Origin of the sequence: Duganella sacchari, assembly GCF_900143065.1 — a bacterium.
Classification (GTDB): Bacteria; Pseudomonadota; Gammaproteobacteria; order Burkholderiales; family Burkholderiaceae_D; genus Rugamonas; species Rugamonas sacchari.
The window spans coordinates 79,356-105,082 of record NZ_FRCX01000007.1; the positions used below are offsets into that span (position 1 = coordinate 79,356).

22 protein-coding genes are annotated in these 25,727 nt (G+C 62.2%); 17 read left to right on the forward strand and 5 right to left on the reverse strand.

All coding sequences use genetic code 11. From position 1 onward, the window contains the following. Nucleotides 1-62: 62 nt before the first annotated feature. The 6 genes from BUA36_RS16585 to BUA36_RS16610 all read left to right on the forward strand — a co-directional run bounded on the left by BUA36_RS16585 (nucleotide 63) and on the right by BUA36_RS16610 (nucleotide 7,180). Complete coding sequence (locus tag BUA36_RS16585; RefSeq protein ID WP_072786285.1) at nucleotides 63-302, forward strand: hypothetical protein; 240 nt, start codon at nucleotides 63-65, stop codon at nucleotides 300-302. A 148-nt stretch (nucleotides 303-450) separates the two neighbouring features. Next, nucleotides 451-3,027: an MXAN_6230/SCO0854 family RING domain-containing protein gene (locus BUA36_RS16590; protein ID WP_072786287.1), complete on the forward strand. Its 2,577-nt coding sequence runs from the start codon at nucleotides 451-453 to the stop codon at nucleotides 3,025-3,027. Nucleotides 3,028-3,114: 87 nt separating this feature from the next. Next, on the forward strand, nucleotides 3,115-3,768 hold the full coding sequence (gene paoA / locus BUA36_RS16595) for an aldehyde dehydrogenase iron-sulfur subunit PaoA (RefSeq protein WP_072786289.1): 654 nt from the start codon (nucleotides 3,115-3,117) through the stop codon (nucleotides 3,766-3,768). Continuing rightward, on the forward strand, nucleotides 3,765-4,718 hold the full coding sequence (locus BUA36_RS16600) for an FAD binding domain-containing protein (protein ID WP_072786291.1): 954 nt from the start codon (nucleotides 3,765-3,767) through the stop codon (nucleotides 4,716-4,718). Before paoA ends, BUA36_RS16600 begins: the two co-directional genes overlap by 4 nt. Before the next feature lie 4 nt (nucleotides 4,719-4,722). Further along, nucleotides 4,723-6,921, forward strand: coding sequence for an aldehyde oxidoreductase molybdenum-binding subunit PaoC (paoC, locus tag BUA36_RS16605; protein ID WP_072786293.1), 2,199 nt, complete (start codon nucleotides 4,723-4,725; stop codon nucleotides 6,919-6,921). Nucleotides 6,922-6,964: 43 nt separating this feature from the next. Then, nucleotides 6,965-7,180: a hypothetical protein gene (locus BUA36_RS16610; RefSeq protein ID WP_072786295.1), complete on the forward strand. Its 216-nt coding sequence runs from the start codon at nucleotides 6,965-6,967 to the stop codon at nucleotides 7,178-7,180. A gap of 1 nt (nucleotide 7,181) precedes the next feature. On the opposite strand, the gene BUA36_RS16615 is transcribed toward BUA36_RS16610, so the two are convergent. After that, nucleotides 7,182-8,318: an aminotransferase class I/II-fold pyridoxal phosphate-dependent enzyme gene (locus BUA36_RS16615; RefSeq protein WP_072786297.1), complete on the reverse strand. Its 1,137-nt coding sequence runs from the start codon at nucleotides 8,316-8,318 to the stop codon at nucleotides 7,182-7,184. Between the two features lie 53 nt (nucleotides 8,319-8,371). Here BUA36_RS16615 and BUA36_RS16620 point away from each other — a divergent pair, with 53 nt between their 5' ends. From BUA36_RS16620 to BUA36_RS16640, 5 genes are all read left to right on the forward strand, one after another. After that, the gene (locus BUA36_RS16620; RefSeq protein WP_072786299.1) at nucleotides 8,372-11,749 is read left to right on the forward strand and encodes a DUF748 domain-containing protein; all 3,378 of its coding nucleotides are present in this window, start codon (nucleotides 8,372-8,374) and stop codon (nucleotides 11,747-11,749) included. Then, nucleotides 11,746-12,603, forward strand: a complete 858-nt coding sequence (locus BUA36_RS16625; RefSeq protein ID WP_072786301.1) for an EamA family transporter — start codon at nucleotides 11,746-11,748, stop codon at nucleotides 12,601-12,603. Before BUA36_RS16620 ends, BUA36_RS16625 begins: the two co-directional genes overlap by 4 nt. An 83-nt stretch (nucleotides 12,604-12,686) precedes the next feature. Then, nucleotides 12,687-13,007, forward strand: a complete 321-nt coding sequence (locus tag BUA36_RS16630; RefSeq protein ID WP_072786303.1) for a hypothetical protein — start codon at nucleotides 12,687-12,689, stop codon at nucleotides 13,005-13,007. Nucleotides 13,008-13,105: 98 nt separating this feature from the next. Continuing rightward, nucleotides 13,106-14,305 carry an alanine transaminase gene (gene alaC, locus BUA36_RS16635; RefSeq protein ID WP_072786305.1) on the forward strand — a complete coding sequence of 400 codons (1,200 nt, stop codon included), beginning with the start codon at nucleotides 13,106-13,108 and terminating at the stop codon, nucleotides 14,303-14,305. Nucleotides 14,306-14,392: 87 nt separating this feature from the next. After that, nucleotides 14,393-14,920 carry a hypothetical protein gene (locus tag BUA36_RS16640; protein WP_072786307.1) on the forward strand — a complete coding sequence of 176 codons (528 nt, stop codon included), beginning with the start codon at nucleotides 14,393-14,395 and terminating at the stop codon, nucleotides 14,918-14,920. On the opposite strand, the gene BUA36_RS16645 is transcribed toward BUA36_RS16640, so the two are convergent. After that, nucleotides 14,917-15,933 (reverse strand): zinc-binding alcohol dehydrogenase family protein, encoded by a 1,017-nt coding sequence (locus BUA36_RS16645; RefSeq protein WP_072786310.1) that lies wholly within the window; start codon nucleotides 15,931-15,933, stop codon nucleotides 14,917-14,919. The two genes, BUA36_RS16640 and BUA36_RS16645, sit on opposite strands and share 4 nt — an antisense overlap. A 101-nt stretch (nucleotides 15,934-16,034) precedes the next feature. Between BUA36_RS16645 and BUA36_RS16650 the strand changes: the two genes are divergently transcribed. Together BUA36_RS16650 and BUA36_RS16655 are read left to right on the forward strand one after the other, a co-directional pair. Next, the gene (locus tag BUA36_RS16650) at nucleotides 16,035-16,934 is read left to right on the forward strand and encodes a LysR family transcriptional regulator (protein ID WP_072786312.1); all 900 of its coding nucleotides are present in this window, start codon (nucleotides 16,035-16,037) and stop codon (nucleotides 16,932-16,934) included. A gap of 86 nt (nucleotides 16,935-17,020) precedes the next feature. Further along, nucleotides 17,021-18,103 carry an AI-2E family transporter gene (locus tag BUA36_RS16655; RefSeq protein ID WP_072786314.1) on the forward strand — a complete coding sequence of 361 codons (1,083 nt, stop codon included), beginning with the start codon at nucleotides 17,021-17,023 and terminating at the stop codon, nucleotides 18,101-18,103. Nucleotides 18,104-18,175: 72 nt separating this feature from the next. Here the strand turns inward: BUA36_RS16655 and BUA36_RS16660 are convergent, their stop codons facing one another. After that, complete coding sequence (locus tag BUA36_RS16660) at nucleotides 18,176-18,406, reverse strand: hypothetical protein (protein WP_072786315.1); 231 nt, start codon at nucleotides 18,404-18,406, stop codon at nucleotides 18,176-18,178. A 210-nt stretch (nucleotides 18,407-18,616) separates the two neighbouring features. Between BUA36_RS16660 and BUA36_RS16665 the strand changes: the two genes are divergently transcribed. Genes BUA36_RS16665 through BUA36_RS16675 form a run of 3 tightly spaced genes read left to right on the forward strand, consistent with a single transcriptional unit; the run spans nucleotide 18,617 to nucleotide 20,982 of the window. Continuing rightward, nucleotides 18,617-19,258 carry a phosphatase PAP2 family protein gene (locus BUA36_RS16665; RefSeq protein WP_229255733.1) on the forward strand — a complete coding sequence of 214 codons (642 nt, stop codon included), beginning with the start codon at nucleotides 18,617-18,619 and terminating at the stop codon, nucleotides 19,256-19,258. A 5-nt stretch (nucleotides 19,259-19,263) separates the two neighbouring features. Beyond that, a complete protein-coding gene (locus tag BUA36_RS16670) occupies nucleotides 19,264-20,154 on the forward strand; it encodes a diacylglycerol/lipid kinase family protein (protein WP_072786317.1) in 891 nt (296 codons plus the stop codon). Between the two features lie 9 nt (nucleotides 20,155-20,163). Beyond that, entirely contained in the window at nucleotides 20,164-20,982 is an 819-nt protein-coding gene (locus BUA36_RS16675; RefSeq protein WP_072786319.1) for a metallophosphoesterase family protein, read from the forward strand. A 72-nt stretch (nucleotides 20,983-21,054) separates the two neighbouring features. On the opposite strand, the gene cls is transcribed toward BUA36_RS16675, so the two are convergent. Together cls and BUA36_RS16685 are read right to left on the reverse strand one after the other, a co-directional pair. Continuing rightward, entirely contained in the window at nucleotides 21,055-22,446 is a 1,392-nt protein-coding gene (cls, locus tag BUA36_RS16680) for a cardiolipin synthase (RefSeq protein WP_072786321.1), read from the reverse strand. Further along, entirely contained in the window at nucleotides 22,443-24,476 is a 2,034-nt protein-coding gene (locus tag BUA36_RS16685) for a site-specific recombinase (RefSeq protein WP_072786323.1), read from the reverse strand. The genes cls and BUA36_RS16685 overlap by 4 nt, the downstream gene beginning before the upstream one ends. A 163-nt stretch (nucleotides 24,477-24,639) precedes the next feature. Between BUA36_RS16685 and BUA36_RS16690 the strand changes: the two genes are divergently transcribed. Beyond that, entirely contained in the window at nucleotides 24,640-25,719 is a 1,080-nt protein-coding gene (locus tag BUA36_RS16690; RefSeq protein WP_072786325.1) for a porin, read from the forward strand. The last annotated feature ends 8 nt before the right edge of the window (nucleotides 25,720-25,727 follow it).

Consider the following 25,727-nt stretch of genomic DNA (forward strand, 5'->3'; position numbering starts at 1 on the left):
ATCCTTGCATGGCAGTGCCGATCACGATAGATCGTGTCAAGTAATCGCCTGGAATACTCAAAATGATGGATTGGATACCTGTAGTCTTCGTGACGTTCAAGTTTCTCGTGCTTGGCACGGGCATGTTCTTTGCCATCAAATGGCATTACGACCAAGGCAAGAAGCAGAAGCTGGAGGAGCGGCGCGCGGTGCTGCGCGCGGGCGGCAAGGTGGTCGCACTCTTCATGCTATCGCTGCTGGGTGTGGGACTGCTGACCTTCGTCCTGATCCGCATGCTCGGGATGGACTTGTCCATGCCTTGATGGCCAGTAATGCGCGGCGGTTGTGCCGTTTTAATTCTCCCCTTGCTGATGGGTTGTAAATACATTAGGATCCTTTCCGAGAAGGCTTAGGACGGGCTTCCTTCTACCCTCCGATTCAGTTCGTCCGTTTCCCTTCTCCCCGAATTTCATGACGTTCACTGCCGCCCACACGATCTTGTTGCGCAGGCAGGGCTTGCTGTTTGTTGAGGCAGGTACTGCGGCGCTCCCCAGCAATTTCCTTGAAGCGTTCGAGATCAATCTCGCGAAGCTGGGGTACGCGGTGTCCACGCGTCTGCGTCAACGCCTGCAGACCATTTCCACCGAAGCGCTCACCCTGCTGCAAGCGCAAGTCTGGAGCGTTCTCGCGGAAAACCTGGGCGGCCATCGCACTCACGTGCCGCTGTACCGCAAGTTTCCGGACGATGTGCCGGCCGATACGTCTGGCTTGTGGCGACGGCGCGTGCTGTCCCATTTCATGCAGGCGGAAGGTCAGCCCTGCCTGCATTGCGGGCAGACGGGGACCACGCATGTGCTGAATCCCTGCATGCACGTGGTATGCGACCAGTGTTTTGACGGTAGCAATTACTCGGCATGCCCCATCTGCGAACGGCAGGTCGATCGCCAGTCCGCATTCTTCCGGCGTGAACCGGCGACAGGCATGTCGACGGAAAACGTCAGACTCAAATTGCTGGACCTGGGCGTATCCGCTGCGCAGGCTGCACGTGCGCTATTCGGCAGTTTTTGCGAACGCACGCAGGCCATGTCGCCGGTGGATGTGGCGGACCTGTCAGCCATCGTCACCGAATACGGCGCTGAGGTGTTGCCGTGGTTGCCAGCCACCATGCCGGTACGCGAGAATATTGCGCATGTTTTCGGCACGCTGCTGCGTCAGTGCGGTCCTGCCGTGGCCATGCCGGCCGCAGCGCCGTATATGAATACCGCGACGGATGTCTTGCGTTTGGTTGCCAGCTATTCCGGCGCAGATCCTGGCCTGCTGCCGCAAACCGTGGTGCGTGAATTTACCCTCGCGGAGGCGAGAAAGAAGAAGCCATATCGGCAGCTGTTTGCGCATAGCTACTACGATAGATACACGTCGCTCAAGCTACCGGTGGAAATCAACCGTTTCAAGATGGCGAAGCTTGGTCGTCCACTCAGGCGTGCCTTGATGGCGTTCATGGAAAGCCTGCCGGCGGAGTCCATGACGGAGGACATGCTGCGGCATCGTTCGTACTGGATCTGGCTCGGTGAATTCCTGCATCCGGCCGAATACCGGTTGCGCTTTCCCAAGGTGGCGCTGGCCTTCGAGATCGTGCGGGGCAAGGCGCCGGATGGCAGCCGCGCACCGGCATGGCTGACGTATTACGGCAAGCTGGAAGCGGCAATTAATCTCAGTGATGCCGGCAGCATGACGGCTTTGCTGTTGCAGCGGCCGGGTGAACTGGCGCGGCGGTTTGACCATGCGCTGCGGATTGCCGGTGACGACCAGGCTGCCGTCGAAGCACTGCTGGCAGGCCTGGAACGCTGCGCGCCCCAGTTGTCCACACCGGTATTGCTGACGCTGCACGCTTTGTTGCCAACGCGCGGCACGCGGGCCACGTCGCGCGTGTACTGGCCCAAAGGATCTGTCGTCAATGGCGTGTTCGCTCGGGACACGCGGGCAGTCCTGGCGCCGGCCGCGATTGCGCGCAGCGTGGCGATCGTCGAGCGGGAATTGCTTGCGCGCTTCGCCGGCAAGCCAGGTGTGGGCGATTTCATTATCGATACCAGGCTGAAAACCATCATGGTTCCGTTCAATGAACGCACTGCCTCGCCGGCAGCAATCCAGCTGCCGCGTGGATCGACCATCGGCATCGCGCCCGACAAGACCATACGGCTGTTCCTGCACTGGTGCGAACCGGAGCGGGCGCACTGCAATACCGACCTGGACCTGTCCGTCGGCTTCTATGACGCGCAATGGCAGCACGTCGGCACCTGCTCCTATTACCAGCGCGAGCTGCAGGGCGAGTTTGGACGGATCGCCGTCAGCGCCGGTGATTTGACCAGTGCTCCTTATCCCGATGGCGCTTCGGAATTCATCGACCTCGATTGCCTGGTGGCCGAAAAACATGGCATCCGCTATGCCGTCGCAGTGGTGAACAATTATTCCGGCCAGGCTTTCGAAGAGCTGGAACACGCTTTTGTCGGCTTGATGCTGCGCGGCGATACCGGTGGTGACCATTTCGACCCGCGCACGGTTGAAATGAAATTCAATCTGCAGGGCGGCGATGGCATCTTCATGCCGATGGTGCTGGACCTGGAAAAGAAATCGCTGCATTGGCTCGATGTCTACTCGCGCGGGAACCTGGAATTCAACAACGTGGCCAGTTCCAATACCGCGATTACCAGTATCTGCCCAACCATGATTGACTACTTTGCCAGCGGCGTCCGGGCGAATATGTTTGACCTCGCACTGTTGCACGCTGCGGCCAGGGCGCAGCGCGTGCTGCTGCGCGGGGAGCGCAATATCGTAATCGAGCGCATTGCTGGCGAGTCTGCCAGTCAATTCCTGCAACGCTTGCGTGGCGGCGAAGGCGCCGACGTGGCAGCTTTCGATCTTCGCCATGACCAGCAAACCATGGCTGCGCTGCTGGATGGGGATATGGTGCTGCCACAAGCAACCCTGGCTTACATCCTGAAGCCCGGCGTCATGGCTGGCACCCTGTCCGCAAGCGATTACCTCGCTTGAGGCTTCTGACGACATGGTCAACAGTGTTTAACCTGAAGTCGTAATCCTCTTACCATAGGCCTACCTAACAGGCGGAGGTGCGGGGATATGAACGATCTGAGCGATATCAGTTTTTCTCGTCGTAACTTGTTGATTGCGGGCGCGTTGTCGGCGACATCAACGGCGATTCCATTAACGGCCGAGGCGCAGAGCGCCGCGCCACCACCGCCACCGGCGCCCTCGCCACCGTCGATCGCCAAATTCACCTTCCTGGTCAATGGCCAGCAGCACACGCTGGAGGTGGACACGCGCACCACGCTACTTGATGCCCTGCGTGAACATTTGCATCTCACCGGCACTAAAAAAGGCTGCGATCATGGCCAGTGCGGCGCCTGCACCGTGATTGTCGATGGCCGCCGCATCAACTCCTGCCTGACGCTGGCCGTGATGCAGGATGGCGCCAAGATCACCACTATCGAAGGGCTGGGCACGCCGGACAAGCTGCATCCGATGCAGGCCGCCTTCGTGAAGCATGATGGCTACCAGTGCGGCTACTGTACCCCGGGGCAAATTTGCTCCGCGGTTGCCGTGCTGGATGAAATCAAACAAGGTATCCCCAGCCATGTCACGGCTGATCTCAACACCCGGCCGCTGCTCAACGAATCCGAGCTGCGCGAGCGCATGAGCGGCAACATCTGCCGATGTGGCGCCTACTCCAATATCATCGACGCCATCACCGAGGTGTCGGGGAGGACGGCATGAGAGCCTTTAGCTACCACCGCGCACAGTCGCCAGCGGAAGCTGCCGCGATTGCCGCCCGCACACCCGGCGCCAAGTTCATCGCCGGCGGCACCAATCTGTTGGACCTGATGAAGCTGGAAATCGAAACGCCCCAGCACCTGATCGACGTGAACGGCCTTGCCCTCGACAAGATCGAGGCCACGCCAGGCGGCGGCCTGCGCATCGGTGCGCTGGTGCGCAATACCGATCTGGCATCCGACCAACGTGTGCGCCGCGATTACGGCGTGCTGTCGCGCGCCTTGCTGGCGGGCGCATCGGCGCAATTGCGCAACCGCGCGACCACGGCCGGCAATCTGTTGCAACGCACGCGCTGTCCCTACTTCTACGACACCAACCAGCCGTGCAACAAACGCCAGCCAGGCAGCGGCTGCGCGGCGATTGGCGGATATAGCCGCAACCACGCCATTCTCGGCGCCAGCGAAGCGTGTATCGCCACCCATCCCAGCGACATGGCGGTTGCCATGCAGCTGCTGGAGGCCACCGTCGAGACGGTCAAGCCGGATGGCGCTACGCGCGTCATTCCCATCGCCGACTTCCATCGTCTACCCGGTACCACGCCGCACGTGGAAAACGCCTTGCTGCCGGGCGAGCTGATTACCAGCGTCACCTTGCCCAAGCCGCTGGGCGGCACGCATGTCTACCGCAAGGTGCGCGACCGCGCCTCGTACGCGTTTGCGCTGGTGTCGGTGGCGGCGGTGATCCTGCCGGACGGCAACGGCCGCGTCGCGCTCGGCGGGGTGGCGCACAAGCCATGGCGCGTGCCGGATGCGGACGCCAGCATGCCGCGTGGCCCGCAAGCGGTGGCCGAGCGCTTGCTGTCCGGCGCTAGGCCCAGCGCGGAAAGCGCGTTCAAACTGCCATTGGTACAGCGTACGCTGGCCTCTGTATTTGCCGATACCAGGAAAGGGTGATGACATGAAATTTGATACGCCTGCCACCACCAATCCCATCGATCAGCTGAAGGTCATCGGCCGCGCCACCGACCGTATCGATGGTCCGTATAAAACCACCGGTACTGCCACTTACGCCTACGAGCACCACCGCGAAGCGCCCAACGCCGCCTATGGCTATGTGCTTGGTTCGGCCATCGCCAAGGGCCGCATCAGCGCCATGGATGTCAGCGTGGCGCAGCGTGCGCCTGGCGTGCTGGCCATCGTGACGGCCGAGAATGCGGGCAAGCTGGGCAAGGGTAATTTCAATACGGCCAGGCTGCTGGGCGGGCCGGAGATCCAGCACTACCATCAGGCGATTGCGCTGGTGGTGGCCGAGACGTTCGAACAGGCGCGCGCCGCTGCGGCGCTGGTGCGCGTCGAGTACAGCAAGCAGCAGGGCAGCTATGATCTGGCCAAGGCCAGGGACAGCGCCAAGATGCCGAACGATAAAGATGCCAAGGACAAGCAGGTCGGCAACTTCGAATCCGCGTTTCCGGCGGCGCCGGTGCGGCTGGACGCCACTTACACCACGCCCGACCAGTCGCATTGCATGATGGAGCCGCATGCTTCCATCGCTGCGTGGAACGGCGACAAGCTCACGGTCTGGACGGCCAACCAGATGATTAACTGGAGCAAGGGCGACATGGCCAAGACGCTGGGCATCCCGAAAGAGAACGTGCGCCTGGTTTCGCCCTATATCGGCGGCGGCTTTGGCGGCAAGCTGTTCTTGCGTTCCGAGATCTTGCTGGCGGCGCTGGGCGCCCGCATGGCCAGTCGCCCGGTCAAGGTCGCCTTGCAGCGGCCGCTGATGATTAACAACACTACGCACCGCCCGGCAACCATCCAGCGCATCCGCATAGGCTGCAGCCGCGAAGGCAAGATCACTGCCATCGGTCACGAAAGCTGGTCCGGCGATCTGCCGGACGGCAAACCGGAAACCGCCGTGCAGCAAACCCAGCTGCTGTATGCCGGTGCCAACCGTATGACGAAGATGCGCCTGGCTGTGCTGGACCTGCCCGAGGGCAACGCCATGCGCGCGCCCGGCGAGGCGCCCGGTTTGATGGCGCTGGAAATCGCCATCGATGAAATGGCGGAAAAGCTCAAGATGGATCCGATCACCTTCCGCATCATCAACGACACCACGGTCGACCCCGCCAAGCGCGAGCGCAAGTTCTCGACGCGCCGCTTTGTCGATTGCCTGCGCACGGGGGCGCAGCGTTTTGGTTGGGACAAACGCAATCCGACGCCGGGCAAGACGCGCGATGGCCGCTGGCTGGTGGGCATCGGCGTGGCGTCCGCGTTCCGCAACAATATGGTGCAGAAGTCCGGCGCCCGTGTGCGACTGGATGGCAAGGGCATCGTAACGGTGGAAACCGACATGACTGATATCGGCACCGGCAGTTACACCATCATCGCGCAGACTGCGGCGGAGATGATGGGCGTGCCGCTGAACCAGGTGGTGGTCAAGCTCGGCGATTCGGATTTTCCGGTCTCCGCCGGCTCCGGCGGGCAGTGGGGCGGCAATAGCTCGACCGCCGGCGTGTACGCGGCATGCGTCAAGCTGCGCGAGCTGGCGGCGCAGAAGCTGGGGCTGGATCCGACCGAAGCCGAGTTTGCCAATGGCGCGGTGCGCGCCCACGGCCGCAGCTTCGCGCTGACGCAGGCTGCCGCCGACGGCGAACTGGTGGGCGAGGATACGATGGAGTACGGCGACCTCGACAAGAAATTCCAGCAATCGACGTTTGGCGCGCATTTTGTCGAGGTTGCGGTCGATGCGTACACGGGCGAACCGCGCATACGCCGCATGCTGGCGGTGTGCGCTGCGGGCCGCATCCTCAATCCCAAATCGGCGCGCAGCCAGGTGATCGGCGCGATGACCATGGGCGCGGGCGCGGCCTTGATGGAAGGGCTGGTGATCGACCAGCGGGGCGGCTTCTTCGTCAACCACGACCTGGCCTCATACGAGGTGCCGGTGCATGCCGACATCCCGCACCAGGAAGTGATCTTCCTGGATGAAACCGACCCCATCTCTTCACCCATGAAAGCCAAGGGCGTGGGCGAGCTGGGCATCTGCGGCGTGGGCGCGGCGGTGGCCAACGCCATTTACAACGCCACCGGCGTGCGGGTGCGCGAGTATCCCATCACGCTGGACAAACTCATCGCCAAAATGCCGGCCGTCTGAGTTAGTGCTATGCTGGACGCCTACGCTTAGTAAGGAGGACATCATGCCTGCTACTCATGACACCTACACCCGCCGCCAGGGGTTGAAAAAGACGTACGATGTGGAATATACCGCGTTGCACTACAGGATATCCCTCGGCAACAAAGTGCTGAAGGATATCCATCTGGACTTGCACTCGTCGCCGGTGCTGGATACGGAAGTCACGTGGCGCCACGCGATCGCCGATATCGAAAACCTGCGCGGCATGACCGAGCAGTAGCTTAACGCCGGGGCTGCGCTGCAAACCACGGTTGCAGGCGGCGGATGGCTTCGGCGATTTCCGCCGTGGAGACGGCAAAGCTGAAGCGGATAAAGTGGCGGCCATCGACCGGGTCGAAATCGATGCCGGGCGCGCTGGCGATGCCGGTGTCTTCCAGCAGGCGCTGGCAGAAGGCCAGGCTGTCGTCGGTCAGGTGGGCGATGCTGGCATAGATGTAGAACGCGCCATCCGGCGGCGCTACCGTGGTCAGGCCCAGCCCGGGCAGGGCGGCCAGCAGCAGGCGGCGGTTTTCGCGGTAGACATCGATGTGGCCTTCCAGTTCATCCAGCGCATCGAAGGCGGCCAGGCCCGCGTGCTGGCTCAGCGATGGGGCAGTCAGGAACAGATTGCCGCAATACGCCTGCGCGCGTTCGACGTGATCCGGTGGCGCCAGCAGCCAGCCCAGCCGCCATCCGGCCATGCTGAAATACTTGGAGAAGCTGCTCACTACCAGCGCCTGCGGTGCGTAGGCCAGGATGGTGTGGGCCGGCTCGACATAGCTCAGGCCGTGATAGATCTCGTCCGAGATGATGCGGATGCCGCGCGCGCGGCACACCGCCACGATGGCTTGCAGCTCGTCGGCCTGGATCAGTGTGCCGGTCGGATTGGCCGGGCTGGCGATGATGACGCCCTGTGGCGCCGGCTCAACGGCAGCTAGCGCGGCAGCGGTCAGCTGGAAGCGGACTTCCGCGCCGCAGGCAATCTCGACCGGTTCCATATGCAGCGCCTTGAGCGTATTGCGATACGCCACGTAGCCCGGCCGCGCCATGGCGATGCGGTCGCCCGGCGCAAACATCGAACTAAGCGCCAGTACCAGCGCCGGCGAGGCGCCGCAGGTCAGCACGAACTGGTCGGCTGACACTGTCACGCCGTAGCGCTCGTCATAGAACTGCGCCAGCCTTTGCTTGAGCGGCGCGCTTTCCCAATAGCCCATGCTTTCGGCGTCCAGCACCGCGTGCGCCCTGGCGATGGCGGCTTTGGGCGCGCCAGTGGACGGCTGGCCAAACTCCATGTGAATGATCGAACGGCCCTGGGCTTTCAGGGCGTGCGCCTGTTTGCTGATGGCGATGGTGTGGAAGGGTTCAAGTTGGGCATTCATGGGTTCGATTATACTGTTGCCTGTAACATAAAAAAAGCAAAGGTTGGCTGGGTATGACGATACGATGGAAGCGATGGGCAATAGGCGCGGCAAGCGCGGTTGGTGTGTATGCGGTAACAGGCTTCTGGCTGGTTCCGGGCATCATCAAGAGCCAGTTTCCGAAGTATGCCGAGACCGAACTGGAGCGCAAAGCCAGCATTGGGCAGCTGCATTTCAACCCATTCACGCTACGCCTGGAAGCACAGGATATCCGCCTGACCGAAGTGGACGGCGCACCGTTGTTTGCGGTGGGCGGGCTGACGGTGGAGATGCAGTGGCGTTCGCTGTTCCGCCGTGCCTGGAGCTTTGCCGAGATCCGCGTCACGGCGCCCGCCGTGCAACTGGCGATCGCCAAGGATGGCACGTTCAATATCGCGGCATTCCTGGCCACACTCGACAAGCACAAGAAGGACGACAAGGACACCGGCATGCCGCGCCTCATCATCAGCCATTTCGCGCTGGATGACGGCAAAGTGGCGATGCACGACAAGCATGCGGGTTACGAGGATACGTTCACGCCGATTTCGTTCGCGCTGAATAACCTGAGCACGCTGCCGGATGAAAATGGCGATTACACGCTGAGCGCGGACGCGGGCCTGGGCGGCAAGCTGCGCTGGAAGGGCGTGGCTGCCGTGAATCCGGTCAGTGGCAGCGGCGCGCTGACGCTGGAGAACGTGGTGCTGCCCGGCCTGGCCGCCTACCTCAAGTCGTTCTCGCGCATTGTGGTGGTGGATGGCAAGCTGTCAGCCCGTTTGCCCTACAGGTTTGCCTACCAGGATGGCAAGCTGGACGCCCACCTGGAAGGCGCTGGCCTGACGCTGAATCAGCTCGCGCTCAAGCGTGGCGACGCGGCGGCATCCTTCGTTGAGCTGAAACAGCTGGCGGTGACGGAGGTTGGCGTGGATCTGCTCAAGCGGTCAGTGCAGATCGGCGGTTTGCAGCTGAACGGCGGCGCGCTGGCGGTGCGCCGCGATGCCCGTGGAGATATCGATGTGGCAGGGCTGATGCTGCCCGCACCGGTGGCCAAACCATCGCCTGCACCCGTCAAGCCGGCCGGGCAGGAGAAGGAGAGCAACTGGAAGCTGCACTTCAAGCAGATCGGCCTGGATGCGGTGGCGTTGAGCTATATCGATGAAACCGTGTCGCCTGCGCTGAAAGTCAGCAGCGACAACGCCAGACTCAAGCTGGGCCTGCTGCTGGATGGCGGCAAGCTGAACATCGATGATGCGGCGTTTTCGATGGAGAACGTGGCCATGAACGCAGGCGCGGTGGCGCCGCTCAAGCTGTCGCGTATTGGTTTTGAGGAGGCCGCGCTCGACCTGGCCGTGCACAAGGCCAGCGTGGGCCGTTTATACGCGGACGGCGGCCAGCTCGACTTGTCGCGTGATGCGAAAGGCCAGTTCGTGCTGATGGGCGCGTTGCCGAAAGCGGGTAGTGCGGCGCCGGCCTCGGCTGCTGCACCAGCCGAGGCCGGGCCGGCGTGGACCGCCAATGTCAAGTCGGTTGAGCTGAACAAGTTTGGCGCGCGCTATGACGACGCCAGCACCGGGATCAAAGTGAATCTGCAGGACTTCAACCTGAAGCTGCGCGATGCCGGTACAGAGCTGAAAAAGCCGCTGGCGTTTGAAGGCGCTGTCGCCTTGCGCGAGGGCGGGCAACTGACGGCCAAAGGCAAGGTCGTGCCGGCCACCGGTGCAGTGGACACGGACCTGAAACTGAGCAAGCTGGCTTTGGCGCCGGTGCAGCCCTTGCTGGGCAAATACGTCAAACTGAAGATTGCCGATGGCGCCATCAATGCGGCAGGCCGTTTGCGTACCGGCGCTGGCGGCAGCAAGGCCGATCCCGCCTTGCGTTATGACGGTTCGTTTGAGGTGGCCGAGCTGTCGCTGAACGAACAGAACAATGACCGCTTCGCCCACTGGAAGTCGGTACGCGCCGAGAAGGTGGCGCTGAGCCTGAAACCGGACTTGCTGGACGTGGCCGAGTTGCGCGTAGTCGAGCCGAATGCGATTCTGATGATTGAGAACGACCGCAGTTTAAACGCGCAGCGTTTGCTGGTGCAGCAGCCTGCCGCACCTGCGGAAAAGGCTGCACCGGCGCCGGCCGGTGAACCGTTCCCGGTGCGCATGCGCCGCGTGCGCTTCCAGAACGCCAAGCTGGACTTCACTGACCTGAGTCTGCGGCCGCAATTCGGCGCCAGGATTTACGAGTTGAATGGCGTGATTACCGGGCTGTCGTCCAAACGCGATGCGCGTGCGCAGATCGAGCTGGACGGCCGCGTGGATGACTACGGCCTGGCGCGTGTGCGTGGTCAGCTGAATCCGTTTGTGCCGGCGGATAACACGGACATGAACGTGGTGTTCAAGAACGTGGACATGGTGTCGGCCTCGCCGTACAGCATGAAGTTCGCGGGCTACAAGATCGCTGAGGGCAAGATCTCGCTGGACTTGCAGTACAAGGTCCGCAATGGCCAGCTGGAAGGCAACAACCAGGTGGTGCTGGACAAGCTGACGCTGGGCGAGCGCATCGACAGTCCGGATGCGTTGAAGCTGCCACTGGAGCTGGCGCTGGCCATCCTCAAGGACAGCAATGGCCGGATCGACCTCGGCATACCGGTGTCGGGCAATATGAATGACCCGAGCTTCAGCTACGGCGCCGTGGTGTGGAAGGCATTGGGCAATATCATGACCAAGGTGGTGACGGCGCCATTCCGCGCGCTGGGCAATCTGTTTGGCGTGAGCGGCGACAAGCTGGAAGCAGTGGAGTTCGATGCCGGCAGCGCAGTCGTGCTGCCGCCGGAGCGTGAGAAGTTGCAGCAGGTCGCCAGGATACTGGTGCAGAAGCCGGAGTTGAAGCTGTCCGTGCCTGGCCTGTACAACCAAGACAATGACGGCGCGGCTTTGCGCGCGCAGGCATTGCGCCGCGTCGTGCTGGCCAAGGCGGACATCAAGCTGGCCGCGGATGAACAGCCCGGTCCGCTGGACATCGGCCAGCGCAAGGTGCGTAGCGCGCTGCGTGATTTGTATGCCGAACGGTTCGGTGCACCCGAGCTCGATAAGCAGAAGAAGGCGGCGGAAAGCGCGGCAGGCACGGGCGATGAGGCGGCGAAGAAACTGCCGGTCCTGCAACGCCTGGGCAAGCTGGTGCAAGGCGAACCGCAGGTGGCGGATGCCAGCGCTTTTTATGACGGCCTGCAGGCACGCCTGGAAAAAAATCAGGCGCTGCCCAAGGATGCCTTGCCGCAGCTGGGCGCCATGCGCGCGGCGGCGGTCATCGCTGTATTGAAGCAGTCCGGCGTAAACCCGGCAACTGCGAGCGCTAGTGCACCGGTCACAACTGAGAGCCGCGCCGGGCAGCCGATTGCAGTGAAACTGGCGCTGTCGGCGAAATGACGCAAGAAGAAAAAGTACTGCCGGCCGCCAATCCCTGGCTGGCCGGCATGGCGCTGCTGTGCAGCCAGCTGTCCCTGAATATCGGCGCGGCGGTGGCCAAGCATCTGTTCCCGCGCATCGGCGTCGAAGGCGTGACCGCTTACCGTGTCGGCATTGCGGCGGCGCTGATGCTGCTGGTGTTCCGTCCGTGGCGTACGCCGCTGACGCGCAAGCAGGCGCTGAATCTGGCCATCTACGGCTCGGTGATCGGCTTGATGAACTTGCTGATTTACCGCGCGTTCGCGCATATTCCGCTCGGGATTGCGGTGGCGATTGAAGTGGCCGGGCCGTTGACGGTGGCTGTGCTGTCGTCGCACCGGCCGCGCGATTTTGTCGCGGTGTGCCTGGCGGTGGCGGGGCTGTATTACCTGCTGCCGATCCATGGGCATGTGGATCAGCTCGACCCGGTGGGCGTGGCGTATGCGGCCGGCGCTGCCGTGTGCTGGGCCTTGTACATCGTGTTTGGCAAGCGTGTGTCGTTGATGCCGGGCGGTCAGACGGTGGCGTGGGCGATGCTGGCGGCGTCGCTGTTTATCGTGCCGATTGGCGTATGGCATGCGGGCGAGGTCTTGCTGACGCCGTCATATCTGCTGATCGGCCTGGCGATTGCGGTGATGTCCAGCGCCTTGCCGTACACGCTGGAGATGTTCTCGATGCGTACGCTGTCCTCGCGCACCTTCAGCATGTTCAGCAGTGCCGCGCCGGCGCTGAGTGCGCTGGCGGGGATGGCGGTGCTGGGCGAGCATCTGAGCCTGGCGCAGTGGCTGGCGATCAGCGCCATCGTTGCGGCCTCCGCGCTGACCTCGTTGCGGTAAATTACCGGGCGCTCCGCGTGTGAATAGCTTGTTGCTTTTGCAATCGGTTCGTGGCAGCATACTTGCTTCTTTGAGGAGATGCCATGCAAGTCGCTCGTGCCCAACAGCCTATCGCCGCCGCCGCAGTCACGCTGGTGCTGTGGATATTTGGTGTGGCTTCCTTCCTGCCGCCGCTGTTTCAAAAATACACCAGCCAGTCGGTGCTGCTGATCATCGCCGCCGGCATCGGCATTTTTGTTTGCCTGGTGCTGCACCTGATCTTCATTGGCATCGCCGCCCGGCGCCTGGGCCGTTCGCCGGTGTTGTGGGTGCTGGTTTCGCTGCTGTTCCTGCCGCTCGCTTCCATCATCGGCCTGATTCTGTTCGAGTGGTTCAGCGAAGAGCAAAAGCAGGCCGCCGCTTAAGGCCCTTGCCAGACATGAACGGGATCGTCTAGTATCGATCCCGATGCTCTCTGCATCGACGTCGCTCGGACGGTTCCGGGCGCTTACGTGGACAATTCATGACTGACACCCAAAATCCGCGCAGCTTTGCGCGCATCGATCGCTTACCCCCTTACGTTTTCAATGTCACCGCCGAGCTGAAGCTGGCGGCACGCCGCCGTGGCGAGGACATCATCGATATGTCGATGGGCAATCCGGACGGCGCCACGCCACCGCACATCGTCAGCAAGCTGGTGGACACCGTGCAACGGCCGGACACCCACGGCTACTCGGCCTCCAAAGGCATTCCGCGCCTGCGCCGCGCCATCTCCAAATGGTACAAGAGCCGTTACGATGTCGAGTTCGATCCGGATTCGGAAGCCATCGTCACCATCGGCTCCAAGGAAGGCCTGGCGCACCTGATGCTGGCAACGCTGGACCAGGGCGATACCGTGCTGGTGCCCAATCCCAGCTATCCCATCCACATCTGGGGCGCGGTGATTGCCGGCGCGAATATCCGCTCGGTCCGCATGACGCCCGGCGTGGACTTCTTCGACGAGCTGGAGCGCGCGGTACGCGAGAGCTATCCGAAGCCGAAGATGATGATACTGGGCTTCCCATCGAACCCGACTGCGCAGTGCGTGGAGCTGGAGTTCTTTGAGCGCGTGGTGGCGCTGGCAAAGCAGCACAATATTTTGGTGGTGCACGACCTGGCCTATGCCGACATCGTGTTCGATGGCTGGAAAGCGCCGTCCATCATGCAGGTGCCGGGCGCACGCGAGGTGGCGGTGGAGTTCTTTACGCTGTCCAAGAGCTACAACATGGCGGGCTGGCGCGTAGGCTTCATGGTCGGCAACAAGGAGCTGGTGGCGGCGCTGGCGCGCATCAAGAGCTACCATGACTACGGCAGTTTCACGCCGGTGCAGGTGGCGGCGATTGCGGCGCTGGAAGGCGACCAGCAATGCGTGAGCGAGATCTGCGCGCAATACCAGAGCCGCCGCGATGTGCTGCACAAAGGTCTGTGCGAAGCCGGCTGGCTGGTGGACAAGCCGAAAGCGTCAATGTACATCTGGGCGCGCATCCCCGAGGCCTATCGCCATCTGGGCTCGCTGGAATTTGCCAAGCTGCTGCTGGCCGAGGCCAAGGTCTGTGTTTCGCCGGGGATCGGCTTTGGCGAGTACGGCGATGAGTATGTGCGGTTTGCGTTGATTGAGAACGAAGCGCGCATCCGCCAGGGACTGCGTGGTATTAAAGCCATGCTGCGCAAGACCAGCGCATAGATTTCCGCCAAAGTTTAAGCCGCATCAAACTATCCGTTTGATGCGGCAGCTAATGTAGTTCCCTGGACCCTCAGCGGAGCTGCCATCATGCCCCATCTTCCCATCGGTACCAGCGCGCGGCGCCTGGTCGAATCTGTCCAAAAACTTGAACGTACCTTGTCCGGCGCAGGGCTGCCGCATTTCGTCTCGCGCATGCCCGTGTGGTGGCTATGCTGGCAGTATTGCCGCATGCTGGACCAGAAGATCGCGCGCATGAAGCGGATTGCGCACAAGTTCGAACGCTGGGGGCCGGCCATCCGCCGCATCTCGCCGACGGCGCAAGAGAAAATGGAAATGCTGGACCTGGACCACAGCATGCGCGCGGATATTGAATTCACCAAAACCACCATGCTGGAACTGCGCGACTACTGCGAAGACATCGGCCGCATGTTCGCGCAACTGGGTTATGAGTCGGCAGGACTCAAGCGGCGCCAGACGGCGTTCATCGAGGTGCTGGAGACTTCCTGCGCTTTGGCAAGCTATATGCAGGAAGCCCTGACCAGGCATGACGACACCGTGCTGGCGCTGTTGCGCGCCGAGGCGGATGCCACCTCGGCGGCAGCCGCCCGTGCTTAGAACCCTTCCAGTACGATCTTGCCTTTGGCGCGGTTGCTCTCGATCAGGGCGTGGGCGCGCTTGAGGTTTTCCGCATTGATCTTGCCGTAACGTTCCGCCAGCGTGGTTTTTACCGCGCCGGTTTCCACCAGCTTGGCCACATCGTTGAGCAGCTTGTGCTGTTCCTGCATGTCGGCGGTCTGGAACATCGAGCGCGTGTACATGAACTCCCAGTGCAGCGACACGCTCTTGCGCTTCAAGGTGCGTACGTCCAGCGCGGCCGGGTCGTCGATGAGCGCGATCTTGCCTTGCGGCGCGACCAGTTCGCTGATGGCGGCCCAGTGGTGGTCGGTCTGGTTCAGGCTGGCGACGTAGGTCACGGACGGCAGGCCGAGGCGGGTGATTTCTTCGTTCAGCGGCTTGCTGTGGTCAATGACGTGATGTGCGCCCAACTGCTTGATCCACTCGCCGGTTTCCGGACGCGAAGCGGTGCCGATGATGGTCAGGCCGGTCAGCTGGCGGGCCAGTTGCACCAGGATGGAACCGACGCCGCCCGCAGCGCCGATCACCAGCAGCGACTTGCCCTGCGTGGCGCCCGCGTCGCGGCTGACTTCCAGACGGTCAAACAGCAGTTCCCATGCGGTGATGGTGGTTAGCGGCAGCGCGGCGGCCTGGGCGAAATCGATATTCTTCGGCTTGTGGCCGACGATGCGTTCGTCCACCAGATGCAGTTCACTGTTGGTGCCGGCGCGTGTCAGGTCGCCGGCGTACCAGACTTCATCGCCGGGCTGGAACAGCGTGACGTCCGGGCCGACAGCCTTGACCACGCCTGCGGCATCCCAGCCGATGACCTTGGCCTGGCCTTCGGCGGGCGCGACATTGCGGCGGATCTTGGTATCCACGGGATTGACGGAAATGGCGCGCACTTCCACCAGTAGATCACGGCCGCTGGCTTGCGGGGCTGGCAGTTCGATATCGATCAGCGATTCGGCGTGCTCGATTGGCAGGGACTGGCGGTAGGCGATGGCTTTCATGAGTTTTTTCTCCGGGAGTGTTTGATGGGCGTATCATGATTTATTTCTGAACGCCGAAAAAGAGGCGTTTTCCAGAAACACTTTCAAAGGAATCATGAAAATTGCTGCGCCTCGATGATTTAACCGTGTTTGTCCGCACCGCCGACCGTGGCAGCTTGTCGGCTGCGGCACGCGAGCTGGAGATTTCACCGGCGTTGGCCAGCGCTGCCGTGAAGCGGCTGGAAGGTGAGTTGAAGCTGCGGCTGTTTGCCCGCACCACACGGTCACTGCGGTTGACGGAGGAGGGCGAGCATTATCTGCGTCACGCGCGGGAAGCCTTGCGCCTGCTCAAAGAGGGGCACGATACCTTGATGCAGGGGCAGGAAACCCTGGGCGGCACGCTCAAGATCTCCATGCCGTCCGACCTGGGCCGCAACATGGTGGTGGGCTGGCTGGATGAATTCCAGGCGCAATATCCAAAAATCAGCTTCCAGCTCAGCATCAGCGACCGCGTGTCGGATATGTACCGGCAGCCGGTGGACATCGCCATCCGCTATGGCGCGCAGGAAGACTCCAGCCTGATCGCCTTGCCGCTGGCGCCGGAAAACCGCCGCGTGCTGGTGGCGTCGCCGGAATACATCAAACAGCATGGCAAGCTGAACTCGCTCGATGACCTGGCGCGCCACAATTGCCTGCGCTTTGTGCTGGATGATGTCATCCACGACCGCTGGAGCTTCTACCGCGATGCGCAGTCCGGGCCGGAGGTCGTCCACGTCAACGGCAACCGCAGCGTGGACGATGCGGACGTGGTGCGGCGCTGGGCCGTGGCCGGACTGGGTATCGCCTACAAGTCGCGGCTGGATCTGAGTGCGGACATTCGCGCCGGCCGCTTGCAGATCCTGCTGCCGGATGTGCTGGGCGAGCGTACTGCGCTGCACATGATTTTCATGCACCGCTCGCAGATCACGCCCACCGTGCTGCAGCTGCGCGACTTCTTGCGCGCGCAGTGTGAGAAAGCTTAAGGCCACCTGAAACTGGCGTCGCGTTTGGTTGCATTGCGTCAAAATGCGCTTAACATAGCGCCAACAATAATGATCGGGAGAGAGCAATGACCGAAACCCAGCGCGACATCCTCAGCGCGGGCTTTTCGCTGACACTGATAGTGTTGGCCGCCTTCGTGATGCAGCGATTCTTCCTGCCGCTGATCTGGGCTGGAATTTTATGCGTGGCCACCTGGCCGCTGTACCAGCGCATCCGCATGCGCTTCGGCCGCCATCACATCATCGCGGCTGCCGTGCTGACGCTGCTCATGGCAGCGGTATTTATCGTACCCGTGCTGCTGGGCGTGGCACAGGCGGCAAGGCAAGCGCCCGTCCTCGCCAACTACATCGTCAATGCCAATACGGATGGCATTGCCGTGCCGGGGTTTGTCCAGCACCTGCCTGTGATCGGCGACGCCATCACCAACTGGTGGCAGGCGACCTTGAGCCAGCCGCATGGTCTGGCGCATCTGTTCTCCGACCGCGAAATCAACGGCTTCCACTCGGCCAGTGACCTGATCAAAGTGGTGGGCGTGGGCGTGATGCACCGCCTGGTGGATTTTGGCCTGGCGTTTCTCTGCCTGTTCTTTTTCTACAAGGATGGCGAAGTCCTCAATCGCCAGATCAATGCGCTGGGCAGCCACTGGTTCAGCGAACTGCGCTGGCAGCACTATTCGGCAAAGATCCCGACCGCGATCCGCGCCACCGTCAACGGCCTGGTGCTGGTGGGCCTGGCGGAAGGCATCTTGATCGGCATTGGCTATGCGTTCGCCGGCCTGTCATCACCCGCACTGTGGGCGGCGGCAACCGGTGTTCTGGCGATTATTCCTTTTGGCGCACCACTGGCGTTCGTCAGCGGGGCCGGTGTACTGGCCTTCAACGGCGCCATTCCGGCGGCGATTGCTGTCGCCGCGTGGGGCGGTGTCGTGCTCTTCGTTGCCGATCACTTTGTACGGCCAGGTATTATCGGCAACGCCACGCGTTTGCCCTTCCTGGCCGTACTGTTCGGTATTTTAGGCGGGGTAGAAACCCTGGGCCTGGTAGGACTGTTTATCGGTCCAGTCGTGATGGTGCTGTTTGTAACGCTGTGGCACGAGGCGAATCCAGCGACTGCGACGGATGTCGGTTCGCCAGTTGCCAAACCCAGGTGAGGAGCGCAAGCGAGGTCGCGGCATCTGCCGGCCGGTCTTGTGCATGGGCTGGGCAACTGGCTCCGGCAACCATTAATGTGCTTTCGACTTCGACAGGATCAGCAGCCAGCGGCGGAACAGCAGCACTTCCAGATGGCCAGCCTGTACACCGGTATCGCATTCCATGATCGGGTTCACCGCGTAGAAACGCTTGCGGAAGTCGCGGCACACCATCATTTCGCGTTTGCCCATGCGAACCATGAAAGAGGTAGGCAGGTATTCCAGGCCGAAGCGGGAGCCAAAGCTGCTGTTCAGAGTGCTCATGACGTTTCCTTTTGGGTTGGTGTGTTTAACGAGGAGTTCAGAATAGCATAACTACTGTATGAATAAACAGGTACTGTGCAAATAAACAGTAAATTCGCTATTTCGTGGTTTTTACGCCAACTTCATCGGCAGTCAAGCAGGGAGGACCAAATTTTTAGTAAATTGCTCAATTTCGTGGAGGCAAGACTGTCTCCTGGCGGTGAGTTCGGTTTGCATTTGACCGTGGGCATGGCATTGCTGCTGGTGTCCGGTTATGTGTTTCACGAACTGGCCGAGGCCGTGATGGGGCAGCAAGCCATCACCCTGCTGGACGTGCAGGTGGCGCACTGGTTCAATGCCCATGCCACCGAGCCCTATACCAGCCTGATGCTGGGCGTATCGGCCATGCATTCGGTGGCGGGCATGGTAGTGCTGTTCTGCCTGCTGGCACTGTATTTATGGCGGGCGCAGGCGCGCTACTGGCTGCTGGCGCTGGTCGTCAGCGTGCCGGGCGGGATGGTGCTGAATGTGATGCTGAAACATCTGTTCCAGCGTACGCGGCCGGTATTTGACGAGCCCCTGGTGATGCTGGCGACGTACAGCTTCCCCAGCGGCCACACCACGGCCGCCACCTGTTTTTATGGTTTGCTGGTGAGCTATCTGGTGATTGCCCGGCCGGCGTGGAGTGTGCGCTTGGGAACGGTGGTGCTCTGCCTGACAATGGTATTGTTGGTGGCATTCAGCCGGGTCTATCTGGGCGCGCATTATGTCAGCGATGTGCTGGCGGCCATGGCTGAGAGCGTGGCCTGGCTGGCGGTGTGCATCACCGCGATCTCCACGCTGCGCCGTCGCCGTGAGGCTAAAACTATATAAATCATATGAATAAATTCGTCGTCATCGTGAATGCGAGTGCAGGCTTGGGATATTGCGGGGGCTGGGCGGAAGCGTTGCTGGAGAAATTCCGCAGCCATGGCGCTGAAGCCGACATCACGCTGGCCAAGAGCGGTGAAGAGATGATAGAACGCGCCCAGCGCGCCGTGGCTGATGGCGCACCGACCGTGGTGGCGGGCGGCGGCGACGGCACCATGAACGCCGTGGCGTCGGTATTGGCCGGCACCGAGACCTGGCTCGGCGTGCTGCCGCTGGGGACGCTGAACCACTTTGCCAAGGACCTCAAGCTGCCGCTGGACCTGGACGAGGCCGTGGCCTACATCGTGGGCAACAAGGCGCGCAAGGTCGATGTGGGCGAAGTCAATGGCCGCATCTTCCTCAACAACTCCAGCCTGGGGATTTATCCCGACATCGTGCGCGACCGTGAACAGCAGCAGCGCCATCTGGGACGGGGCAAGTGGCCGGCGTTTGGCCGCGCGCTGTTTGCCGCACTGCGGCGTTTTCCTTTCCTCAGCGTGCGCCTGAAGATCAACGGCGAAGAGCATTTGCGCCGCACGCCGTTTGTCTTCATCGGCAACAACGAATACCTGCAAGGCCTGACCATGGGCGCGCGCGAGCGCCTGGATACGGGCAAGCTGTGCCTGTACGTGGCGCAGAAGCCAACCCGGCTGGGCTTGCTGCGCTACGCGATGCACGCCTTGTTTGGCACGCTGCAGGCGGCGCGCGACTTTGATGTGCTGTCGGCGTCGTCGCTGGAAATCGAAACGCGCCATCATCATCTGCGCGTGGCCACCGATGGTGAGGTAACGCTGATGAAGCCGCCACTGTGCTATCGTTCAAGAGCCTCGGCGCTGCATGTGATTGCGCCGGCCGCCTAGGAGGAGAGCATGCGCACCATCGTCCATTTATCCGATCTGCATTTCGGCCGTGTCGATCAGGACCTGCTGCGGCCGCTGCAGGAGCTGGTGACCCGGCTGGCGCCGGATGTGGTGGTGGTGTCCGGCGACCTGACCCAGCGCGCCAAGACCGAAGAATTCAAGGCCGCGCGCGCCTGGCTCGATACCTTGCCCGGGCCGCAGATCGTGGTCCCCGGCAATCACGACATCCCGCTGTACAACGTCGCCAGCCGCTTCCTGGCACCGCTGCGCAAATACACGCGCTACGTCACACTGGACCTGGCGCCGGAATATGTGGATGACGAAATTGCCGTCCTCGGCATCAATACGGCGCGCTCGCTGACCTTTAAAGATGGCCGCATCAACCACGAGCAAATTGCGCAGATGAAGCAGCGCATGAGTGCGGTGGGACCGGACCATACACGCATCATCGTCACCCACCATCCGTTTGATTTGCCGGACACCTTCGACAAGGACGACCTGGTCGACCGCGCGCCCATGGCCATGCAGGCGTTTTCGGAATGCGGCGTCGATGTGCTGCTGGCCGGCCATCTGCATTCTAGCCATGCGGGCAATAGCGCGCAGCGCTACAAGATCAGCGGCTATGCGGCGCTGGTGGTGCAGGCCGGTACCGCCACCTCCACGCGCGGGCGCGGCGAATCCAATTCCTTCAATGTACTGCGCGTAGCGCCGGATGATGTGCAGGTCCAGCGCTACAGCTGGATCGAAGGCACGGCCAGTTTCGAGCCAGTCCACACCGAATGCTTCCGCCGCAGCGGCGACACCTGGTCGCTCGCCGCCGAAGCCTGAAGTTCGGGGTCAGTGCCGACATTCGGACATTTCGCTGGCGAAATGTCCGAATGTCGGCACTGACCCCGAACTTTAGAGCCAGTAGTTCATGAAGCGGGCCGCCCATTCTTTCATGCGGTGGGACCAAGGGCGGTGGCGCCAGGCTTCCAGTGTGATGAGGTTGGAGTCGCGCATGTCTTCCTGGAAGGCGCGCTCCATTTCGGTGCCAAAGGCGTCGCCCATGACAATGACGTTGAGCTCGCTGTTGTGCAGGAAGCTGCGGGTGTCGATATTGGTCGAGCCGACCGTGGACCATCGGCCGTCGATCACGGCGGTCTTGGCATGCAGCACTGCCAGCTTGAGCTGGTAGATCTTGACGCCTGCTTCCAGCAGGTCATCATAAAACGCGTGACCGGCATAGAACACCAGGCCGCTATCGGAAACGCCGGGCAGCACGATCTTGACGTCGACGCCGCGCCGCGCGGCCGCGATCAGGGCGTCCACGGTTTGCCGGTCCGGCACAAAATAGGCGGAGGTGATGTGGATGGATTTCCGGGACTCCTGGATTGCCAGCGCATACGCCTTGTAGATTTCAAACTGGCCGCCCGGATCGCTGCCCAGTACCCGCACCACCTTGTCGCCCGCGATGACGGGTTTGGGGAAGTAGTCGGCTTCCGGCAGGTCGTCCTTGTCCTGCGAGGCCCACTGGCGCACGAACAGCCACTGGAACGCCTGCACGGCCGGGCCTTCCACCTTGATGTGGGTGTCGCGCCAGCCGACCTGCGACTTGTCGGTGGGCTTGGAGGCCGAGCGGAACAGCGAACTCTTGGCATAGGTGGCGCTGATGTTGATGCCGCCCGTGAAGGCGACCTTGCCATCGACGATCAGCACCTTCCGGTGGTCGCGGTTGTTGAGCTTCCAGCTGTCGCCGATGACCTTGGCCGGGTTGACCGGGTTGAATTCGATGAGCCGGATGCCGGCATTGCGCATGCGCTTGAAGAATTCGGCCGGCACGCCGATGGTGCCGACGCTGTCATACAGGATGTTGACGGTCACGCCTTGCTGCTGCTTTTCAATGAGCGCATCGGCAAATTTCAGGCCCAGCTCGTCCTGGTCGAAAATATAGGTTTCGAGGTTGATGTTGTTGCGCGCGGTGGTGATGGCCTTGAGCATTTCCGCCATGGTCTGCGGACCGTCAAACAGCAAGGTGGTCTTGTTGCCGGCGATGAGCGGGACGCCGGTGGCCGCTTCTTCCAGTGCGGCCTGTTCCTGCAAGTTCAGCGTGCCCTTGGTCCAGCGCTTGGCCAGCAACGCCTTGGCGCGCGCGTCGCTCAGTTCGCCATTCGGGCCTTTGACGGTGGGCGTAGGCGCGGGCTCGAGCTTGTCGCCGAGCTGAGTCACATTGGGCAGCGATGCGCATGCGCCCAGCAAGCCCCAGCTCATCAGGAGCACCGGTAGCCAGAAATGCATGCGCAGGGTTTTCATCTGTGAGCCTTTTCAGTGGTGGTTGATTCGTCAGGCAGCAGCGCTGGTTCTTCTGCCTTGGATCCGAAGAAGAATGACATCGGGCTGGTACGGAACCGGCGGCCCAGTGCTTTGGTCAGCTGCCAGCCGTGCTTGAAGCGCACCTGGCGCGAGCGCAGCGCAACCCACAGCGCCAGGCCAAAACTGACCAGCAGATTGACTGTCCCGATGGAAAGGAAACCTGCCACCGAGGTCACAACCAGTTCCCAGCTGACATTGTGATCGAGTCCAACAATTGCTGTCGCAAAGTTGGCCGACGAGAAGGTCACGTGCCGGATATCAAGCGGCATGCCGAGCACGAAGCCGATGAACGGCATCACGCCGAGCAGGATGCCGAAGAAGAAATTCCCCATCAGCCCGCCCAGGTTGTTTTCCATGTAGACGCCCAGCCGGTCCAGGCGTTCCTGGCCCAGCAGCCAGCGCAGGCCGCGCAGCTGCGAGATGCGCTGCGCCCAGCGCGTGTACAGCGCCTTGTTGTCGTAGTAGCCCGAAATCAGGCCCGCCACGAACAGGCAGACGCCGGCAATCGCCGCGTAAATCAGCGTTGGCGCGTGGATGGGATCGATGTCGTGCAGCAGGTGCATGGCTTTTTCCGGCGACACCAGGTGGTGGCCGGTCATGTAGGGCCAGGCCATGGCGATCAGCCAGGCGGTGGGAATTGCCACCGCCAGGTTGCCCAGCACGGCCATGTTCTGGGTGCGGATCACCTTGGCGCATAGTTCGGCCATGCTGTCGATATCGATATTGCGGCCGTCCTTGCTGTGCAGGCCGGCGGCGATGCGCGACGCGGTCATGGCCGGCTGCTTGGTGGCCACCGTGAAGTGCAGCAGGTGGATGAACATGAAGCCCAGCGAGTAGTTCATGCTGAACAGGAAGGCTTCCACCAGCGGCGCCGCGCGCAGGTAGGACATGAGGATCTTGAACAGCGCCATGAAGCCGATCACCAGGCCGGCGCCGGCAGAGGACACGAACATGCCGCGCAGTTCCTTGCGGCTGTCGGCCACGTAGTGTTCGCCCGTGTGGCTGGCGTTCTCGGTGACGTTGCGTGCCAGCAGATCGACATTGTCGCGCAGCAGGTCGCTGATCATGTATTTGTTGTTGTGCGCCTCGGTCAGTTCCAGCGCCAGCGCGACGGCGGCGTCGCGGCGGGCATGCTGGTCTTCGGCGTGGACGTCGACCAGGAACAGCAGCTTGCGCATGCGCGCCAGGCTTTGCGTCAGCGACACCAGCAGGTAGGTGAGGGCGATGCTGGTGCCCTGGTTCAGCGCTTTCTTGCGGATCTTGGCGATGACGGCGTCGCACTGGTCCAGCATCACCAGCAGGTGGCGGACGTCTTCGATATCGACTTCTTCACCGGCCAGCTTGCGCTGGTAGACGTCGAGATAGGCGTTGACCTCGAAGTTCTGCACCATGAAGGGCGATTCGTAGGTTTCCATCTCGGTGTGGAAATTGGTCAGGCGTGGCTCCAGGCCGATTGCGCACACGCGGTAGGACAGCGTGCGGATCGCGTCCAGCAGCCCTGGCAGCATGATATTGCCGACGCGCGGTGCGCACGAGCGCTGCTCGGCGTAGCAGATGACGTCGAACAGGGCGATCCAGTCGTCGGCCGGCACGGCGCCCATCCACAGGTAGTCGGTGCGCTTGTAGACGATCTGGTCCAGCGCCTCGCTCAGGTAGTCGTTGCCGAGCGCGGGCGGCAGGATGCGGTAGGCGATGCGCGTGCGCAGTTCGGAGAAGAAGCCGTCATTCGACAGCACGCCGATTTCGGTGTACAGGCTGGCGTGGCGGCGGGCCGCGATGATGTTGCGCGCGTAGTTGCGCAGGGCCAGCGCGTGCGCCGGGCTGCCTTTCAACAGCTGGGTCAGGGTACGGACGTTGGCGGTGGCACGGGCGCCATCGCTGGCGCGCTTGGGGCGCAGGGTGTCAAACAGCGCGACCATCAGGCCGATATCGCTGCTCTCTGCGTTGATTTGTTCAAGGATTTCTAGCATGGGCCGAGTATACCCGCCCCACCTGGCGCTGTATGTACGTTGGCGTACATATGTTTCCATTGCGAAAGATGCATGCTGCGTGATTGCCCGCACAGAGCGCGCGGCCAGGGCGGCCTACACTGGCTTCAACACGTAACCTGTTACCTTACGCATCCGACTCATCATGAAATCCGCTCTCATTTCAATGGCTTTGATTGCACCGCTGACCGCAGCGGCCCAAGCACCGTCAGCGGTGGAAGTATACGGTGTGGTGGATGCCGGCGTGGTAGCCGAACGCGGTTGCCAGGGCGACTGCACCCGCACGCGGCTCGACAGCGGTGTGTCGACTGGCTCACGGCTGGGCGTGCGCGGGCGCGAAGACCTTGGCAACGGCACGGCGGCCGTCTACACGCTGGAAGCCGGCGTGCTCGGCGACACCGGACGGTCGGACCAGAACGGCCGCCTGTTCGGCCGGCAGGCCTTCGTCGGGCTGGACAGCCCGCTCGGGCTGGTGACGCTGGGCCGCCAGTACAACCTGGTGTACGAAGCGCTCACCGATGTGGCCGATCCCTTCCATGGCGGCATGGCGGGCAGCGCGGCCAACCTGGTCGGCTATACCACCAAGCGCTATGACAACACCATCAAATACAAATCGCCGCGCTCGCGCAGCGGCCTGCTGGGTTCGGTGATTTACAGCTTTGGCGAATCGCCCTACAACAACAAGGTCAACCGCGCGTATGGCGCCACGCTGGGCTATGAAAAAGGCCCGGTGAATCTCACGCTCACCCATCAGCGCAAGGAAAACCTGCTGGATGCGACCGGTACTACGCCGCCGGTCGACCAGTCGGCCAGCAATTCGCTGGTGGCCGCCAATGTCGATTTCGGCCGCTTCGTGGGCTATGCGGCGTATGGTCACAGCAAGGGTGATGGCAGCATGCAGTGGGATGAATCCAACCCGTATGGCGCGGTCGCGCAGCGCGACTTCTCGACCAACAGCCGTGACGTGCTGGTGGGTGTGGCGGTGCCGATGGGCGCAACCACTTTCCTGGCGTCCTACATCCACAAGGATGACCGTGGCCTGGCGGACCGCGATGCCAACCAGCTTGCGGTCGGCGCCAGCTATGCGTTCTCCAAGCGCACCAATGTGTATGCGTCGTTCGCCAAAATCCAGAACCGCAACGGCGCCGGCTACACGGTGGGCAACGCCACTAGCCGCGGCAGCGGTGATCGCGCCATCAACGTCGGCCTCAAGCATTCCTTCTAAACATGCTA

What these genes read in the sequence shown, in the direction of transcription:
- BUA36_RS16690 (WP_072786325.1), top strand. Translation starts at nt 24,640, where the DNA reads ATGAAATCCGCTCTCATTTCAATGGCTTTGATTGCACCGCTGACCGCA.
- BUA36_RS16615 (WP_072786297.1), bottom strand. Translation starts at nt 8,318, where the DNA reads ATGAATGCCCAACTTGAACCCTTCCACACCATCGCCATCAGCAAACAG.
- BUA36_RS16675 (WP_072786319.1), top strand. Translation starts at nt 20,164, where the DNA reads ATGCGCACCATCGTCCATTTATCCGATCTGCATTTCGGCCGTGTCGAT.
- BUA36_RS16655 (WP_072786314.1), top strand. Translation starts at nt 17,021, where the DNA reads ATGACCGAAACCCAGCGCGACATCCTCAGCGCGGGCTTTTCGCTGACA.
- BUA36_RS16625 (WP_072786301.1), top strand. Translation starts at nt 11,746, where the DNA reads ATGACGCAAGAAGAAAAAGTACTGCCGGCCGCCAATCCCTGGCTGGCC.
- BUA36_RS16610 (WP_072786295.1), top strand. Translation starts at nt 6,965, where the DNA reads ATGCCTGCTACTCATGACACCTACACCCGCCGCCAGGGGTTGAAAAAG.
- BUA36_RS16645 (WP_072786310.1), bottom strand. Translation starts at nt 15,933, where the DNA reads ATGAAAGCCATCGCCTACCGCCAGTCCCTGCCAATCGAGCACGCCGAA.
- alaC (WP_072786305.1), top strand. Translation starts at nt 13,106, where the DNA reads ATGACTGACACCCAAAATCCGCGCAGCTTTGCGCGCATCGATCGCTTA.
- cls (WP_072786321.1), bottom strand. Translation starts at nt 22,446, where the DNA reads ATGAAAACCCTGCGCATGCATTTCTGGCTACCGGTGCTCCTGATGAGC.
- BUA36_RS16630 (WP_072786303.1), top strand. Translation starts at nt 12,687, where the DNA reads ATGCAAGTCGCTCGTGCCCAACAGCCTATCGCCGCCGCCGCAGTCACG.
- BUA36_RS16585 (WP_072786285.1), top strand. Translation starts at nt 63, where the DNA reads ATGATGGATTGGATACCTGTAGTCTTCGTGACGTTCAAGTTTCTCGTG.
- BUA36_RS16685 (WP_072786323.1), bottom strand. Translation starts at nt 24,476, where the DNA reads ATGCTAGAAATCCTTGAACAAATCAACGCAGAGAGCAGCGATATCGGC.
- BUA36_RS16590 (WP_072786287.1), top strand. Translation starts at nt 451, where the DNA reads ATGACGTTCACTGCCGCCCACACGATCTTGTTGCGCAGGCAGGGCTTG.
- BUA36_RS16660 (WP_072786315.1), bottom strand. Translation starts at nt 18,406, where the DNA reads ATGAGCACTCTGAACAGCAGCTTTGGCTCCCGCTTCGGCCTGGAATAC.
- BUA36_RS16640 (WP_072786307.1), top strand. Translation starts at nt 14,393, where the DNA reads ATGCCCCATCTTCCCATCGGTACCAGCGCGCGGCGCCTGGTCGAATCT.
- paoA (WP_072786289.1), top strand. Translation starts at nt 3,115, where the DNA reads ATGAACGATCTGAGCGATATCAGTTTTTCTCGTCGTAACTTGTTGATT.
- BUA36_RS16670 (WP_072786317.1), top strand. Translation starts at nt 19,264, where the DNA reads ATGAATAAATTCGTCGTCATCGTGAATGCGAGTGCAGGCTTGGGATAT.
- BUA36_RS16620 (WP_072786299.1), top strand. Translation starts at nt 8,372, where the DNA reads ATGACGATACGATGGAAGCGATGGGCAATAGGCGCGGCAAGCGCGGTT.
- BUA36_RS16600 (WP_072786291.1), top strand. Translation starts at nt 3,765, where the DNA reads ATGAGAGCCTTTAGCTACCACCGCGCACAGTCGCCAGCGGAAGCTGCC.
- paoC (WP_072786293.1), top strand. Translation starts at nt 4,723, where the DNA reads ATGAAATTTGATACGCCTGCCACCACCAATCCCATCGATCAGCTGAAG.